13 protein-coding genes are annotated in these 16,903 nt (G+C 69.4%); 11 read left to right on the top strand and 2 right to left on the bottom strand.

Annotated elements, in window-relative coordinates; genetic code table 11:
- Window positions 1-396 precede the first annotated feature (396 nt).
- Window positions 397-2,433, bottom strand: a complete 2,037-nt coding sequence (locus CLV67_RS43015; RefSeq protein ID WP_106329322.1) for a SpoIIE family protein phosphatase — start codon at window positions 2,431-2,433, stop codon at window positions 397-399.
- 114 nt (window positions 2,434-2,547) lie between these two features.
- On the opposite strand from CLV67_RS43015, the gene CLV67_RS43010 reads away from it, so the two are divergent.
- The 5 genes from CLV67_RS43010 to CLV67_RS42990 all read left to right on the top strand — a co-directional run bounded on the left by CLV67_RS43010 (window position 2,548) and on the right by CLV67_RS42990 (window position 10,482).
- Entirely contained in the window at window positions 2,548-6,927 is a 4,380-nt protein-coding gene (locus CLV67_RS43010) for a HAMP domain-containing protein (RefSeq protein ID WP_106329320.1), read from the top strand.
- Between the two features lie 60 nt (window positions 6,928-6,987).
- Window positions 6,988-7,536 (top strand): response regulator, encoded by a 549-nt coding sequence (locus tag CLV67_RS43005; protein WP_106329318.1) that lies wholly within the window; start codon window positions 6,988-6,990, stop codon window positions 7,534-7,536.
- Window positions 7,537-7,671: 135 nt separating this feature from the next.
- Window positions 7,672-9,135 (top strand): pectate lyase, encoded by a 1,464-nt coding sequence (locus tag CLV67_RS43000; protein ID WP_106329316.1) that lies wholly within the window; start codon window positions 7,672-7,674, stop codon window positions 9,133-9,135.
- A gap of 61 nt (window positions 9,136-9,196) precedes the next feature.
- On the top strand, window positions 9,197-9,709 hold the full coding sequence (locus CLV67_RS42995) for a SigE family RNA polymerase sigma factor (RefSeq protein WP_106329346.1): 513 nt from the start codon (window positions 9,197-9,199) through the stop codon (window positions 9,707-9,709).
- Window positions 9,706-10,482 (top strand): hypothetical protein, encoded by a 777-nt coding sequence (locus CLV67_RS42990; RefSeq protein ID WP_106329314.1) that lies wholly within the window; start codon window positions 9,706-9,708, stop codon window positions 10,480-10,482. Before CLV67_RS42995 ends, CLV67_RS42990 begins: the two co-directional genes overlap by 4 nt.
- Before the next feature lie 30 nt (window positions 10,483-10,512).
- Here CLV67_RS42990 and CLV67_RS42985 read toward each other — a convergent pair whose 3' ends face one another.
- Window positions 10,513-10,839, bottom strand: coding sequence for an STAS domain-containing protein (locus CLV67_RS42985; RefSeq protein WP_106329312.1), 327 nt, complete (start codon window positions 10,837-10,839; stop codon window positions 10,513-10,515).
- Between the two features lie 124 nt (window positions 10,840-10,963).
- Here CLV67_RS42985 and hemL point away from each other — a divergent pair, with 124 nt between their 5' ends.
- Genes hemL through ccsB form a run of 6 tightly spaced genes read left to right on the top strand, consistent with a single transcriptional unit; the run spans window position 10,964 to window position 16,889 of the window.
- Window positions 10,964-12,307 (top strand): glutamate-1-semialdehyde 2,1-aminomutase, encoded by a 1,344-nt coding sequence (gene hemL, locus CLV67_RS42980; protein ID WP_106329310.1) that lies wholly within the window; start codon window positions 10,964-10,966, stop codon window positions 12,305-12,307.
- Window positions 12,304-12,960 (top strand): histidine phosphatase family protein, encoded by a 657-nt coding sequence (locus CLV67_RS42975; protein WP_106329308.1) that lies wholly within the window; start codon window positions 12,304-12,306, stop codon window positions 12,958-12,960. Before hemL ends, CLV67_RS42975 begins: the two co-directional genes overlap by 4 nt.
- Window positions 12,960-13,520 (top strand): TlpA family protein disulfide reductase, encoded by a 561-nt coding sequence (locus CLV67_RS42970; RefSeq protein ID WP_106329306.1) that lies wholly within the window; start codon window positions 12,960-12,962, stop codon window positions 13,518-13,520. Before CLV67_RS42975 ends, CLV67_RS42970 begins: the two co-directional genes overlap by 1 nt.
- Window positions 13,520-14,317, top strand: a complete 798-nt coding sequence (locus CLV67_RS42965; RefSeq protein WP_106329304.1) for a cytochrome c biogenesis CcdA family protein — start codon at window positions 13,520-13,522, stop codon at window positions 14,315-14,317. The genes CLV67_RS42970 and CLV67_RS42965 overlap by 1 nt, the downstream gene beginning before the upstream one ends.
- On the top strand, window positions 14,314-15,921 hold the full coding sequence (resB, locus tag CLV67_RS42960; protein ID WP_106329302.1) for a cytochrome c biogenesis protein ResB: 1,608 nt from the start codon (window positions 14,314-14,316) through the stop codon (window positions 15,919-15,921). Before CLV67_RS42965 ends, resB begins: the two co-directional genes overlap by 4 nt.
- On the top strand, window positions 15,921-16,889 hold the full coding sequence (gene ccsB, locus CLV67_RS42955; protein ID WP_106329300.1) for a c-type cytochrome biogenesis protein CcsB: 969 nt from the start codon (window positions 15,921-15,923) through the stop codon (window positions 16,887-16,889). Before resB ends, ccsB begins: the two co-directional genes overlap by 1 nt.
- Window positions 16,890-16,903 lie beyond the last annotated feature (14 nt).

The raw sequence follows: 16,903 nt of genomic DNA, 5'->3' as shown, positions 1-16,903 counted from the left end.
TACCGAAACAATCGAAACGACCGCAATCGCCGCATAAGATCAACAGACACGGATCAGCGCTGGCCGCCTCTTACACCACGCCAGTGGACGCGACCAAATCCGGCTGCGGGGTCCCACACCGTACTCCAACGGGCGGGGGTGCGGGACCGACTCTCACATCTCGGATCGTCGGGCCGGTGTCTTGTATCCATACTGCTCAGGACACAGCTGACCGGACCCTCGACGAACCGGCCGTGTGCAGGAGCGGGCGACAACCGTGCAGCAGCGGGCGACAATCCCGTGTGCAGGAGCGGGCGGCGCTCCGTGTGCAGGAGCGGGCGGCGCTCCGTGTGCAGCGGCGGCCGGCGCTCCCTGTGCGGGAGCGCGCGTGGCCCCCGTACGAAAGGAAGAATTTGATCAGGCGTCGTTGCGCAGGACCAGGATCGCGATGTCGTCGCGTGGTTCTTCGACGGAGAAGTTGATCGTGGTGGAGCGTAGGCGGGCCGCCATCACGTCCGCCGGGTAGCCGGCCAGCGGGGCCGAGGCCTCGCGCAGCCGGGCGGATCCGAAGAGCTCGCGGCCCCGGCGGCGCTCGGTGACGCCGTCGGTGTAGAAGATCAGGGAGTCGCCGGAGTTCAGGGTGACCGTCACGTCCGGTGAGGTGATCGTCTCGAGCAGGCCGAGGGCCGTTCCGCCCTCGCCCACGAACCCGGTCTTGCCGTCGGCGCGGACCAGGACGGCGCGGTCGTGGCCGGCCAGGTGCAGGCAGACGGTGAGTGTGCCGTTCGGCTGGCGGGTGACCGACGCCATCGCGAGTGTGCAGTAGCGGCCACCGCCCCGCTGTACGAGGGTTCTGTTGACGCGCCAGAGGATCTCGCCGAGCGCCTTGCCGTCGTCGACCAGGATCCGGATCACGTCGCGGACCAGGCCGGTCACGGTGGCCGCCTGGACGCCCTTGCCGGAGACGTCGCCGACGACGACCAGCCACTGGTTCTCGCCGGACGGGACGACGTCGTAGAAGTCGCCGCCGACCTCGGAGCCGGTCGGTACGTACTCGGCGGCGAAGCCGATGCCGTCGACCCGGGGCAGGGCCGGTGGCAGCAGTGAAGCCTGCAGGGTCCGGGCGACGGTGCGCCGCTCGTCGTGGATGCGCGCGTTGTCGATGGCGAGCGCGGCCCGGCGGGCGACGTCCTCCAGGACCGCGACCTCGTCGGCGTCGTGCCGGTGCTTCGGGTGCCGTCCGACGGCCAGGGTGCCCAGTCTGGCGCCGCGGGCGACGAGCGGCACCGCATAGCCTTCGAGGGGCGAGTTGAACATCACCTGGGTGCCGAGGCGGGATGCCTCCTCCAGGCGGGCGAGCAGCGACTCGGGGCCGGGCTCGGCGAGCGTGACGTGCAGCTGGGCCAGCGCGGACTCGTCGGCGTGGGTGGCGGCGGCCAGTTGCAGGCGGCCCCACGCGTCGGTGGTGTGCACGGCGCACCACTGGCCGAGGCGGGGCACGACGAGTTGCGGGATGAGGGCCATCGTCAGGTTCACGTCGAGGGACTGGGCGAGCAGTTCGCTGGCCTCGGCGAGGAACGTGATCCAGGTCTGTCGGCGGATGTCGGCGCGGCGCAGGCGGTCGTTCTCCAAGTGGAGGGCGAACCGTTCGGCGACCATGGTGGCCAGGGCCAGGGCGTACCCCTCGGGGGCGGCGTCCAGTTCCAGCTCGCCCGCGTAGGGCCGCTGCACCGCCAGGGGCACCCGGATGGTGTCGGCGTTGTCACGGGGCGCACGGCCGTACCGCGCCAGGAGTTGTCTTCCCATGCCGTCGCCCCGGTCGAGCCGGACCACGCCGCCGGCCGCACCGGTGAGCCGGGCCAGCCGGGAGAGCAGGTCGGCGGCCAGGTCGGCGAGGCCCTCGTCGGAGTGACGGTCGGTGCCGCTACGCAGCAGGCCGGTGAGTGCGCCGAGGCTCGGGGTCTCGGCGGCGCTGGGCAGTCGCACCGGGACGCCGGCGCCTTCGCGCTGGTCGAGGCGGAACCAGACGCCCTTGCCGTCGCCCTCGTGAACGGTGCCCCAGCGGCTGGCGAAGTGGTCGACCAGGAGCAGGCCGCGTCCGCGTTCGGCGACCTCGCCGATCTCGGCGCTCTCGTTCTTGGGGCCGATGGTGAGCTGCTCGACGGGGCCGGTCGCGAAGTCGGTGACCGTGACGGTGAGGCCGCCGGGGTCGGCGGAGACCTCTATCTCCAGCTCGGTGTTGGCGTGCACCACGGCGTTCGTCGACAGCTCGGTGGTGAGCAGCAGAGCCTCGTTGAGCAGGCCGACCAGCCCGGTCTCCTCCAGCACCGAGCGGACGAGTGCGCGGGCCGCCGCGGGGGTACGACGATCATTGGGCAACCTGGTCCTGCGCACCAAAGCCTCGGACGGGGCTCCTGACGGGATGCTCGTCCTGGTTCCGACCTCGGCTGGCACCCATGCATCCTCTCCCGTGGACGGGTGGATGCACAAAGTCGTGTCTCGCATTGACCCGGTCGAGCGAGAGAGGATAGGTAGCCCCCCGGCAGCAGACGGCAGGTGAGGAACAACATGACCGCGGCAAAAGAGCTCGATGAGACCGTACTGCTCGGTGAACTCGCCGAGGCGTTGCATCGAGTGCGACGTGGTGATCTCAAGGTGCGTCTGCCCCGGCGGGGCGGCGCGGCTGGGGCGGTGGCGGAGGCGTTCAACGAGGTGGTCTCGCTCCAGGAGCGGCAGAACCTCGATCTGCGCCGGATAAGCCGCATCGTCGGTCGTGACGGCCGGCTGACCGAGCGCCTGGACGAGGAGGGGCTGGACGGTTCCTGGGAGGACAGCGTCCGCTCGGTGAACTCGCTCATCGACGACCTGGCCCGGCCGACGACCGAGATCTCCCGGGTCATCGTGGCGGTGGCCGAGGGCGACCTGTCACAGCACATGGCTCTGGAGATGGACGGCCGGCCGCTGCGCGGCGAGTTCCTGCGGATCGGCCGCACGGTGAACACGATGGTGGACCAGCTGTCGTCGTTCGCCGACGAGGTGACGCGGGTGGCCCGCGAGGTGGGCACCGAGGGTGAGCTGGGCGGTCAGGCCGACGTACGCGGCGTGGCCGGCACCTGGAAGGACCTCACCGACTCGGTGAACACGATGGCGTCGAACCTGACCCACCAGGTGCGGTCGATCTCGCAGGTGGCGACCGCGGTGGCCCGCGGCGACCTGTCGCAGAAGATCACGGTGTCGGCGCGGGGCGAGGTGGCCGAGCTGTCCGACACGATGAACGGGCTGACCGACACGCTGCGGCTCTTCGCCGAGCAGGTGACGCGGGTGGCCCGCGAGGTGGGCACCGAGGGCAAGCTGGGCGGCCAGGCCGAGGTGCCGAACGTGGCCGGCACCTGGAAGGACCTCACCGACTCGGTGAACTCGATGGCCTCCAACCTGACGAGCCAGGTGCGTAACATCGCCCAGGTCTCGACGGCGGTGGCCAAGGGTGACCTGTCGCAGAAGATCACGGTGGCCGCGCAGGGCGAGATCCTGGAGCTCAAGGACACCGTGAACACGATGGTGGATCAGCTGTCGTCGTTCGCCGACGAGGTCACGCGTGTGGCCCGCGAGGTGGGCACCGAGGGCCGGCTGGGCGGTCAGGCCCAGGTCCGTGGCGTCTCCGGCACCTGGCGCGACCTCACCGAGAACGTGAACCAGCTGGCCGCCAACCTGACGGCCCAGGTGCGCAACATCTCCCAGGTCTCGACGGCGGTGGCCAAGGGTGACCTGTCGCAGAAGATCACCGTCGACGCGCGCGGCGAGGTTCTGGAGCTGAAGAACACCGTGAACACGATGGTGGACCAGCTGTCGTCGTTCGCCGACGAGGTCACGCGTGTCGCGCGTGAGGTCGGCTCGGAGGGCAAGCTCGGCGGCCAGGCCCAGGTCAAGGGCATCTCTGGTACGTGGCGCGACCTCACCGACAACGTCAACTACATGGCGTCCAACCTGACGAGTCAGGTGCGGAACATCGCGTCGGTCACCACGGCCGTGGCGAAGGGTGACCTGTCGCAGAAGATCACCGTCGACGCCCGGGGCGAGATCCTGGAGCTGAAGTCGACGGTCAACACGATGGTGGACCAGCTGTCGTCGTTCGCCGACGAGGTGACCCGTGTGGCCCGCGAGGTGGGCACCGAGGGCAAGCTGGGCGGTCAGGCGCAGGTGCGGGGTGTGGCCGGCACGTGGCGTGACCTGACCGACAACGTCAACTCGATGGCCTCCAACCTGACGAGCCAGGTGCGTAACATCGCCCAGGTCTCGACCGCGGTGGCCAAGGGCGACCTGTCGCAGAAGATCACGGTCGACGCGCAGGGCGAGATTCTCGAGCTCAAGAACACCGTGAACACGATGGTGGATCAGCTGTCGTCGTTCGCCGACGAGGTGACGCGTGTGGCCCGCGAGGTGGGTTCCGAGGGCAGCCTCGGCGGCCAGGCGCAGGTGCGCGGAGTGGCCGGCACGTGGCGTGACCTGACCGACAACGTCAACTACATGGCGTCCAACCTGACGGCCCAGGTGCGCAACATCGCGTCGGTCACCACGGCCGTCGCCAAGGGTGACCTGTCGCAGAAGATCACGGTCGACGCGCGCGGCGAGATCCTGGAGCTGAAGAACACCGTCAACACGATGGTGGACCAGCTCTCGTCGTTCGCCGACGAGGTCACGCGTGTCGCGCGCGAGGTGGGTTCCGAGGGCAAGCTCGGCGGCCAGGCCCAGGTCAAGGGCGTCTCCGGTACGTGGCGCGACCTCACTGACAACGTGAACCAGCTCGCCTCGACGCTGACCATCCAGCTGCGCGCCATCGCCGAGGTGTCCACCGCCGTGACGCGCGGTGACCTGACCCAGAGCGTCGCGGTCGAGGCGATGGGCGAGGTGGCCGACCTCAAGGACAACATCAACCGGATGATCGTCACGCTCCGCGACACCACGAAGGCGAACGCGGAGCAGGGCTGGCTCGACTCGAACCTCGCCCGGATCGGTGGTCTACTGCAGGGCCAGCGGGACGTCGGTGAGGTCTGCCGCATGATCATGACCGAGGTGACGCCGCTGGTGGACGGTCAGCTCGGCGCGTTCTTCCTGGTCGACAACGAAGAGGCGGTCATGCGCCTGCGGCTCAACGCGGCCTACGGCTACGTCGCCCGCGACCACGACGTGATCTTCGGTCCGGGTGAGGGACTGGTCGGTCAGGCCGCGGTCTCCCGACGCACGATCCGGGTCCGCGCCACCCACGACGGCATACTGACGATGCGGTCCGGGCTGCTCGCCATGCCGCCGAACGACCTGGTGGTGCTGCCGGTCCTGTTCGAGGGCGAGATGCTCGGCGTGATCGAGTTCGCCTCGGTGGCCGCCTTCAACGGGCTGCATCTCACGTTCCTGGAGCGGCTGGTCGCGACGATCGGCATCGCCCTCAACACCATCCAGGCCAACCGGCGTACGGAAGAACTGCTCGCCCAGTCGCAACGGCTGGCCCGCGAGATGCAGGACCAGTCGGCCGAGCTCCAGCGCACCAACGCCGAACTGGAGGACAAGGCGAAGCTGCTCAGTGACCAGAAGGCGAACATCGAGCTGAAGAACCGGGAGATCGAGCTGGCCCGGCTCGGCCTGGAGGAGAAGGCGCAGCAGCTGTCGCGGGCGAACACGTACAAGTCGGAGTTCCTGGCCAACATGAGCCACGAGCTGCGCACCCCGCTCAACTCGCTGCTGCTGCTGGCCCGCCTGCTCGCCGACAACACCGAGCGCAACCTGACGAGCAAGCAGATCGAGTTCGCCCGCACCATCCACAGTGCCGGTTCCGACCTGTTGTCGCTGATCGACGACATCCTGGATCTGTCCAAGATCGAGGCAGGCCGGATGGACGTGGAGCCGGACGTGCTCGACTTCGACGGCATCCGCAGTTACGTCGAGCAGGCGTTCGTCCCGCAGGCGGAGGTCAAGGGCCTGGAGTTCCGGGTCGCGGTGGCGCCCGAGCTGCCCGATTCGATCGTGACCGACCCGCAGCGGCTTCAGCAGATCCTGCGCAACCTGCTGTCCAACGCGGTGAAGTTCACCGACAGCGGTTCGGTGACGCTGAGCATCTTCCCGACGACCCTCGGATCCGACGTCGACGCGCCGCCGACGCTGCACTCGGCGCAGCAGGTGGTGGCGTTCGCGGTCACCGACACCGGCATCGGCATCTCGGACGAGAAGCTGGCGATCATCTTCGAGCCGTTCCAGCAGGCCGACGGCACCACGACCCGCAAGTACGGCGGCACCGGCCTGGGCCTGTCGATCAGCCGCGAGTTCGCCGCCCTGCTCGGTGGCACCATCGCGGTCTCCTCGGAACCCGGCCACGGTTCGACGTTCACGCTCTACATGCCGGAGGCGCTCACACCGGACGCGATCCCGATGCCGGTGCTGCCGTCGGTGCCGGCCAAGGCGGTCTCGGTGCGCCCGGTGGCCTCCCTGGGTCTGCCGTTGATGGAGATGCCGCCGAGGCCCGAGGAGAAGCCCGCGGTGAGCCCGGCGGGCCGCAAACTGGAGGGTGTCACGGTCCTGATCGTCGACGACGACGTACGCAACGTCTTCGCCCTGACCAGTGCCCTCGAGATGCATGGACTCCACGTGCTGTACTCGGACAACGGGGTGGACGGGGTTCGGATCCTGGCCGAACACCCGGAGATCGACATCGTGCTGATGGACGCGATGATGCCGGACCAGGACGGCTACGAGACGACCAGAGGAATCCGGCGCAATCAGCGTTTCCAGGACCTACCGGTAGTGTTCCTCACGGCGAAGGCGATGCCGGGCGACCGGGAATCGGCTCTCGCAGCCGGTGCGAGTGACTACATCACGAAGCCGGTCGATCTGGACGAACTGATCGAGCTGATGGACCGCTGGGTGAACGCGGAGGGAACCGGAGCGCCGAATCACGCCTGAAAAGGGTCGTGACGGGGAAGCGCCATGGAAGGGAACTACCGGTGGGTGAGGTGAGCGCGGGTGGGTGAGCGTGCCAAGGCGCTACTGGTCGACGACCGGCGAGACAATCTGCTGGCTCTGGAGGCGATCCTCCAGGGTCTGCCGGTCACGGCGGTCGCCGTGGAGAGTGGCGAGGCCGCGCTGAAACAGTTGCTCACCGATGATTTCGCGGTGATCCTGCTGGACGCGCACATGCCCAACATGGACGGTTTCGAGACGGCCAGTCACATCAAGCGGCGGGAACGTACCCGGCACGTGCCGATCCTGTTCCTCACCGCCGCCGACCGGGACGCCCAGCTGGCGCTCCGCGGTTACGCGGTCGGCGCCGTCGATTACCTCACCAAACCCTTCGACCCGTGGGTGCTCCGGGCGAAGGTCTCCATCTTCGTCGAACTCTGGACGAAGAACCAGCAGCTCAAAGTGCAGGCCGAGGCCTCCAAGGAGCGCGAGGCCCAGTGGCAGCGGCTGACCGGGACGGTCGACGACGCCGCCCGGGTGCTGCGTGCCGGCGGCGAGGATGCCGCGGCCGAGGCGCTCGATCTGCTGGAGAAGGCCCGCTGGGGAGACTGAACGCGGGTCAAGTGTGACCTGGGTCACTGCTGGCAACCTTGCCGGGCAGCCGCACCACTACCGGGGCGTGATCGCTTTGATCATGCGACGCCCGCCGTTCCCGGACGGCGGCCTCATTCCCTGAGTAGGAGCAACATGCGGCACGCAATGCCCAGCGGGACCCCGAGCCGGCGGCGTCGTCGTCTCGTCGTGGGAGTCGGTGCGGCCGGTGCGGCCGGAGCCGTCACGGCCCTGGTCGCCGTCCTCGCCCCCTCCGCCTCCGCGAGCACCCTGTTCAGCGACGACTTCGAGAGCGGCGCGGGCAACTGGTCGAAGTCGGGCGGCACCTGGTCCGTTGTCTCCGACGGTTCCCAGGTCTACAAGCAGGCCAAGGCCGACAGCGAGCTCGCCCGTGTCTTCGCCGGGGAGACCTCCTGGACCGACTACTCGGTCGAGGCCAGGGTCAAGGCGCTCGACCTCAGCAAGGGCCTGGCCGGTGTCGCGGCCCGCGCCAGCGGTTCCTCCACCATGTACCGGCTCGCGCTCACCTCGGCCGGCAAGGCCGAGCTGCAGGCGGTCAAGGGCAGCACGATCACCGTCATCGGCTCGGCCGCGGCCGGCAGCCCGACCGCCTGGCACACCCTGAAGGTGGACGTCTCGGGCAGCACCATCACCGGTTACGTCGACGGCACGAAGGTCGCCTCCGGCGCCGGTTCGCTGGCCGGCACCGGCCGGATCGGCCTGGTCACGAGCTTCGCGTCGGCCGAGTTCGACGACGTGTCGGTGGCGCCGCTCGGTGCCGCCCCGACGAGCTCGCCGACTCCCACGGCCACGAAGACGGCGAGCCCGACCCCCACGAAGACCGCCACCGCCACCCCGACCGCTACGAAGACGGCGACACCGACACCGACCCCGACGAAGACCACCACCGCACCGGCCACGTCGTGGCCGGCCGCGACCGGTGAGAAGGCCGTCACCGCCACCATCGCGGTGTCCGGCACGCTTGACGGCGGGAACGCCCGCTACTTCGGCAGCGGCGCGCTGGGCGGCGACGGCCAGGACGAGGGTCAGGACCCGATCTTCAAGCTGGCCGACGGTGCGGTGCTCAAGAACGTCATCCTCGGTGCTCCGGCGGCCGACGGCATCCACTGCTCGGGCTCCTGCACGCTGCAGAACGTGTGGTGGGAGAACGTCGGTGAGGACGCGGCCACGTTCAAGGGTGGTACGTCGGCCACGTACACCGTCGACGGCGGCGGCGCCAAGGGTGCCGACGACAAGGTGTTCCAGCACAACGGCGGCGGCACGCTGACCATCAAGAACTTCCAGGTCTCCGACTTCGGCAAGCTGTACCGCTCGTGCGGCAACTGCTCCACCCAGCACAAGCGCGCGGTCGTCGTGCAGAACGTCGTCGCCACCGCCCCGGCCGGCAGCCTGGTCGGCATCAACGCCAACTTCGGTGACACCGCCAAGATCTCCGGCGTGACGATCGTGGGCAAGAAGAGCCTGGACATCTGCGTCAAGTTCACCGGCAACAGCTCCGGCAAGGAGCCGACCAAGATCGGCACCGGCCCGGACGGCGTCAACTGCATCTACAACGAGTCCGACATCACCTTCAAGTGATCGTCCGTGGCCGCCGGAGGCTCTTGCCGGCGGCCACGGCCCGGAACCCCCAGGGATGCCGATGCGCGACGCCGCCTTCCGCGAGTACTTCGAACGGCACCACGACTCGATGTCGCGACTCGCCTACCTGATGACCGGCGAGGCGGAGATCGCCGACGACCTGGCCGCCGAGGCACTCACCGAGGTGTGGCGGCACTGGGACCGGGTCACCGCCGCGGACGATCCGGCCGCGTACGGGCACGGGATCCTGATGAACCTGGCCCGCAACTGGGTCCGGCGTCGCAGCCGGGAGCGGCTTCTCTCCCTGGAACCGTTCCGGAGGGCCCTGGACCCGGACGTGTCGGCGGTCGTCGACGTGCGTACCGCGCTCCGGCGGCTCCCGCACCGGCGGCGGGCCTGCGTGGTCCTCCGGTACGCCTTCGACCTCTCCGAGAAGGAGGTCGCCTCGGCACTCGGCATCTCGGTCGGCGCGGTCAAGAGCGCGACGTCACGCGGCGCACGGCAACTCGCGGAACTACTCGGCGGCAGCAGCGTCGCCCTGGCACGAATCAACGGTTGGGAGGCGGCGCGATGACGCTCATCGAATCAGAGCTGCGCGCGGCACTGCGCGCCGAGGCGGCGGCGCACCGTCCCGACCGTGAGGCGATCCTTGACCGGATCACCGAGGCCGCCATACGCAACCGGCAGGCTCCCCGTTTCCGGGTCGCCGGCGTCGCGGTCGCGGTCACGGCCATCCTCGGGGCCGGCGGCTTCGCCCAATGGGCGATGGCCGGTGACGGCAACCCCACACCCCCGGTGGTCACCGTGGAGCCTTCCCCGAGCGGTCCGGCGTCCTCAAGCCCTTCCCCATCAGCGGGTACGCCCAGCGCGTCACCGAGTAGGACATCGCCAAGGTCACGGCCGCCCGGCCGGTCCCCGAGCGCTCCGGCGAGCAGCGCGACCTCACCGGTCACCCAGGCCACGGCACAGGGCGCTCTCTGGTCGGACGGTTCGGTCGTCCCGGACAGCGACTCGCAGGGCAGCAGCGTCGTGACGGTGCGGACCAGCGAGCGGCTCACCGCGCTGGAGGTGACGATCCGGCTGGCCCGCACCGACGGCCTGACGGCTCGCGGTGGCAGCCAGCAGGTGCCCGGCGCGAGCGTGACCAGCACCGTCACCGAGGAGCCGGGCGCGATCGTCTACCGGTTCGTGCTGTCCTCCGGGGACACACTGGAACCGGGGACCTACACGTTCTCCGCCAGGTACACCCATGTCGAGGGCGGGCGGAACGCCGCCGGCGACCTCTACGCCGCCGCGGCGACGACCGAGGCCGCTGCGGCCCCGAAGGTGAGCGGCGACTTCCGCTGACCCCCGGTGAGACACAGCTCGGTTCTGGGGTCAGGCGGTGCTGATCATCAGGGCTGAGCGGAGCCCGGTGATGTCGAGCACACGCATCAGGAACTCGCCGACGTTCGCGAGGGCGAGGACGACCTGCGCGTGCTGGGCCTTGCGGCTCAGCACCACCAGCGTGCCCAGGCCCTGCGAGTCGCAGAAGGTCACCCCGGACATGTCCAGGACGATGCGAATCAGCTGGTCATCGCCGAGTAGCTCGTTGACGACCGTGGACAACTCGGTGACCGTGAGCACGTCGATTTCCCCGGCGAGCTGAATCGTCACCTCGTCGGGTGCGCGCTGAACCGTGATGGACAGCTCCGGTCGCTCCACGCGGCTCAGCCTATCCTCTTCGTGGCGAATCAGCCCGTCCGGCGCGGTCAGATCGGGCGCTTCCGGACATCATCCGGTGACGTGAACAACCCTCTCGCAATACTCGTTCCATGGCGCTGACAGAATGGGGACCGCTGTGACCACGACATATCCCGCCGCGGATCTTCCGTACCCGGAGGATGCCCCGGTTTCCCAGGCTCTGTTCGACCGCGCCCAGGCAATCGTGCCGGGCGGGGTGAATTCACCTGTGCGAGCGTTTCGCGCCGTCGGTGGCACTCCCCGGTTCATGGCATCGGGCTCCGGCCCGTGGCTGACCGACGTGGACGGGCGGCGTTACGTCGACCTGGTCTGCTCCTGGGGCCCACTGATCCACGGTCACGCGCACCCCGAGATCATCGAGGCGGTGCAGCGGGCCGCGACCCTCGGCACCAGCTTCGGCACACCCACCTCCGGTGAGGTCGACCTCGCCGAGGAGATCGTCCGGCGGACCCCGATCGACGAGGTCAGGCTGGTCAATTCGGGCACCGAGGCGACCATGACCGCGATCCGGCTGGCCCGCGGTTTCACCGGCCGGTCGAAGATCGTGAAGTTCGCCGGTTGCTACCACGGCCACGTGGACGCGCTGCTGGCCGCGGCCGGTTCCGGTGTGGCCACCCTGGGCCTGCCCGACTCGCCCGGCGTCACGGGCGCGGCGGCCAGCGAGACGATCGTCCTGCCGTACAACGACGTCGCCGCCGTCGAGGCCGCCTTCGCGGCGGACGGCGACGAGATCGCGGCGATCATCACCGAGGCGGCGCCCGGAAACATGGGCGTGGTCACCCCGCGCGACGGCTTCAACTCCGGGCTTGCCGAGATCGCCCACCGGCACGGCGCCCTGCTGATCATCGACGAGGTGATGACCGGTTTCCGGGTCTCCGCGGGCGGCTGGGCCGGGCTGCACCCGGTCGACGCCGACCTGTTCACCTTCGGCAAGGTGATGGGCGGCGGACTGCCCGCCGCGGCGTTCGGCGGACGCCGGGAGATCATGTCCCGGCTCGCTCCGGCGGGCCCGGTCTACCAGGCCGGCACGCTCTCCGGAAACCCGCTGGCCTGCGCGGCCGGCCTCGCCTCGCTGCGCCTGGCCGACGAGGCCGTTTACAAGCGTCTGGACGAGCTGGCCGGCACGATCGGCTCGCTCTGTGCCGACGCGCTGGCCGCCGAGGGCGTGGCGCACCGGCTGCAGTACTCCGGCAACATGTTCTCGATCTTCTTCACCGACGCCGAGGTCGTCGACTACGACTCCGCGAAGACGCAGGACGCGGCCGCGTTCAAGGCGTTCTTCCACGCCATGCTGGCCAACGGCGTCTACCTGCCGCCGAGCGCCTTCGAGTCGTGGTTCGTGTCGACGGCGATCGACGACGCAGCACTGAACGTCATCGCCGCCGCGGCGCCGCTCGCGGCCCGAGCCGCCGCGGGGGCGCAATCTTGAGCGAGCCGACCAAGACCACGGTGCACGTGCTGCGGCACGGCGAGGTCTACAACCCCGGCAAGATCCTGTACGGGCGCCTGCCCGACTTCCACCTCTCCGAGCTGGGCAACCAGATGGCGAAGGCGGCGGCCGAGGTGCTGGCCGGGCGGGACATCACGCACGTGGTGGCCAGCCCGCTGGAGCGTGCCCAGGAGACGGCCGCCCCGTTCGCCGCCGAGTTCAAGCTGGACATCGCGACCGACGTACGCCTGATCGAGAGCGCGAACTACTTCGAGGGCAAGAAGGTCTCGGTCGGTGACGGCGCGTTCAGCAACCCGCGGCACTGGTGGGTGCTGCGCGACCCGATCACCCCGTCCTGGGGCGAGGCCTACCTCGTGATCGCGCAGCGGATGTTCGCTGCGCTGCAGGCCGCCCGGGTCGCCGCCGAGGGCCACGAGGCGGTCTGCGTCTCGCACCAGCTGCCGATCTGGACGCTGCGGCGGTACGTGGAGAGCAAGCGCCTCTGGCACGACCCGCGACGGCGTGAGTGCGGCCTGGCCAGTCTCACCTCGTTCCGCTTCGAGGGGTCCAAGGTGGTCGGTATCGACTACTCGGAACCGGCCGCCCACCTGGTCGCCATGTCCGCCACGGCCAAGACCGCCAAGGGGGCGTGATGCGCCGCCTCGTCGCCGTCACCGTCGCCGCGGTCGCCACCGCCGGAGTCCTGACCGGCTGCGGCGGCGAGGAGAACTGGGCGAAGAAGTGCACCACCACGAACATGGTGGTGGAGTGCACTCCGGAACAGCGGCCGCTGGTCACCGGGGTCACCGGTGAACTGCTCGACGGCGGCACCTACGACATCGAGAACGACCGTGGCAAGGTCGTCGTGGTCAACTTCTGGGGGTCGTGGTGCGCGCCCTGCCGGGCCGAGGCCGACGACCTGGAGAAGACGTACCAGGCGACCAAGGCCAAGGACGTGACGTTCCTCGGGGTCAACACCCGCGACGAGCGTGACCCGGCCAAGGCGTTCGAGCGTAGTTACCAGGTCACCTACCCCAGCCTGTACGACAACGAGGGCAGGGCCGGCCTCAAGTTCGACGTCACCCAGAACGCGATCCCGAGCACCCTGATCCTGGATCGCCAGGGTCGCATCGCGGCCGGCATCCGCCGGGCGACCACGATCACCGAACTGCAGCCGCTCGTCGAGAAGATCGCCGCGGAGGCGACCGGCTGATGGGCGGTGCTTTCGAGGGTGCGGTGACCGACGGGCCGATGCTGCTGGCGATCGGCGCCTCGCTGCTGGCCGGGCTGGTCAGCATCCTGTCGCCGTGTGTGCTGCCGCTGCTGCCAGGCTACCTCTCGTACGTCACCGGACTGGCCGGTTCCGACATGGAGGCGGTGACCGGTCGCGGCACGACGGCGACGATGACGAAGACCCGGACCGTGGCGCTCAAGAGCCGGGTCCTGGCCGGCAGCGTCCTCTTCGTGCTCGGCTTCTCGGTCGTCTTCACGCTCATGGTGACCCTCGTGGCGAACCTCTTCCTGCAGCTCAAAGCCCAGCAGGACGTGCTGAACACCGTTGTCGGCGTGATCATCGTCGTTCTGGGTCTCGGCTACCTCGGCTGGATTCCGGGCTTCCAGCGTGAAGCCCGGGTCAGCAAGCTGCCGGCGGCCGGCCTGCTCGGTGCGCCCGTGCTCGGGGCGGTCTTCGCGATCTCCTGGACACCGTGCGTCGGCCCGACCCTCGGTGCCGTCATGGGCCTGGCGACCACGACCGGACAGACCGACCGATCCATCGTGCTGGCGCTGGCCTTCAGCTTCGGGCTGGGCGTACCGTTCGTGCTGTTCGGGCTCTTCTTCCGCAAGCTGCTCGGCGTGTTCACCGCGATCCGCCGCAACAGCCTCTGGGTGACCCGGATCGGTGGCGGCCTGCTCATCCTGGTCGGGCTGGCTCTGATCACCGGCGCCTGGGACCAGTTCCTCATCTGGCTGCTGACCACCTTCGACTTCAACCAGGGGACGCTGCTGTGACCGTGGTCGAGGACCGGCCCGCCACCGCCGACGCGCCGCCGCCGCGGCGCGGCAACCCGCTGTGGGCGTTCCTGCGCAACTCCTGGCGACAGCTCACCAGCATGCGCACGGCGCTGGTGCTGCTCTTCCTGCTCGCGGTGGCCGCGGTTCCGGGTTCGATCTTCCCGCAGCGCGGGGTCAACCGGGAGAACGTCGCGGAGTACTTCGCCGAGCACCCGGAACTGGCGCCGGCCCTGGACCGGTTCTTCGCCTTCGACGTCTACGCGTCACCGTGGTTCGCGGCGATCTACCTGCTGCTGTTCACCTCGCTGATCGGGTGCGTCCTGCCCCGGCTGCGTGATCATTTCCGGGCGCTCACGACCGTACCGCCGGATGCCCCGAAGCGTCTGGACCGCCTGCCGCACCATGATCAGGGACAGCAACGCCCGGAGGAGCCCGCGGCCGTGGCCGCGGAGATCGCGAAACGGCTGCGCCGCAGCCGGTTCCGCACCCGGGTGCGCGAGACGCCGGACGGCTGGACTGTCTCGGCCGAGAAGGGCTACCTCAAGGAGACCGGCAATCTGCTCTTCCACATCGCCATGCTCGGCGTGCTGGTCGGCGTCGGTTTCGGGCAGTGGTACGGCTGGCACGGCAACCGCCTGCTGGTGGAGGGCACCGATCAGGGCTTCTGCAACAGCGTCACGCAACACGACGAATCGGTCCTCGGCCCCCGCGTGGACCCGTCCGACCTGCCGGACTTCTGCCTGCGGATGACCGCGTTCGACGCGACGTTCCAGACCAACGGCGTGCCGAAGTCGTTCCAGGCGACCGTGGACGTGAGCGAGGACGGCGGCGATCACTATCGGCCGGACAGGTTCACCGTCAACGACCCGCTCCGGCTCGACGGCGCCACCGTGAACCTGATCGGTCAGGGCTACGCCCCGGTGCTGCGGTTCACCGACCGGTTCGGCGCACAACAGACCAAGGTCGTCCCGTTCCTGCCGATCGACGGCATGCTGACCAGTGAGGGCGTCGTCCAGTACCCGGACGTCAACATCGACCCGGCGACCGGCAAGCGCGACCCCAGGCTGCAGATGGGCTTCGAGGGCCTCTTCCTGCCGACCGGTGGCACCGACGGTAGCGCTGTCTCGAAGTTCCCGGCCGAGAACAACCCGGTCCTCTACCTGACCGCCTACCGCGGTGACCTGGGCCTCGACTCCGGCCGGCCGGGATCGGTCTACGCCCTGAACCGTGAGCAGATCGCCGACGGTGACCTCAAGAAGATCAGTGACGAGCGGCCGTACGTGCTGCGACCCGGCGAGAAGTGGACCCTCGACGACGGCACCACGCTGGAGTTCGTCGACACCCGCCGGTTCGCCACCATCTCCATCCGGCACGACCCGACGAAGGTGTCGCTGCTGGTCGGCTCGGTGGCCGGCCTGATCGGCCTGATGCTCTCGCTGTACGTGCACCGCCGCCGGGTCTGGTTCCGGGTTCTGCCGGTCGGCGGTGATCCGGCGGGCGGTAGCGTGATCGAAGCCGGTGGCCTGCCCCGCACCGACTATCCGGGGTTCGGCGATGAGTTCGCGACGCTCACCCGGCACATGAAGGAAGGGACGCCCTGATGGCGGAGTTGTCCAATCAGCTCATGGCGCTGACCGTGCTGGCCTACCTGGCCGCCATGGTCTGCTACGCCGGGGAGTACGCGTTCGGCAGGCGCAGCCACATCGGCAGGGCCGCGACCCGCCAGCTGGTCGGCGCGGGTGGCCCGGGCACGTACGAGCAGGCCGGCGGCCCGGCCACGTACGAGGAGGCCACCGAGGTCCGCAAGGAATCGGCGCGCGGCGAATGGGTCGGCCGTGCCGCGGTCGGCCTGAACCTGCTCGGTGTGGTCCTGCACCTGGGCACCACGGTCACCCGGGGTATCGCCGCGGAGCGGATGCCCTGGGGCAACATGTACGAGTACATCCTCTCGGCGACCCTGGTCGGTTCCGTGGTCTGGGCCGGTGTGCTGCTGCGCCGTCCGGCCGCCCGGCACCTGGGGCTGTTCACCACGCTGAGCCTGGTGGTGCTGCTGGGCGCGGCGGCACTGCTCGCCTACACCCCGGTCGGCCCCCTGGTGCCCGCGCTGAACTCGTACTGGTTCATCTTCCACGTCTCGACGATCATCATCTCGTCCGGCATCTTCCTGCTCGGTGCGGTCCCGGCCGCGATGTTCCTGATCAAGAACGGCTGGGACGCGGGCCGGCGCAGCTTCCCCTACACGCTCGGCCGGCACGTCGGTGACGCCGGGGCGCTGGAGCGGCTGACGTTCCGCCTGCACGCGTTCGCCTTCCCGCTGTTCACCTTCGGCGCGCTGATCGCCGGCCCGCTGTGGGCCGAGGCGTCCTGGGGGCGTTACTGGGGCTGGGACCCGAAGGAGGTGTGGGCGTTCATCTCCTGGATCGTCTACGCCGCCTACCTTCACGCCCGGGCCACGCCGAGCGTGAAGCGGACCACGGCGACCTGGATCGCGATCGCCGGCTTCGTGACGATGCTGATGAACCTGTTCGGCGTGAACCTGTTCTTCGAGGGCCTGCACTCGTACGCCTGACCCGCGGCCGACCT

Source organism: Actinoplanes italicus (genome assembly GCF_003001815.1).
Lineage (GTDB): Bacteria > Actinomycetota > Actinomycetes > Mycobacteriales > Micromonosporaceae > Actinoplanes > Actinoplanes italicus.
Note: the sequence above shows the minus strand (reverse complement) of the source record. Positions and strands in the feature narration are given on the sequence as shown.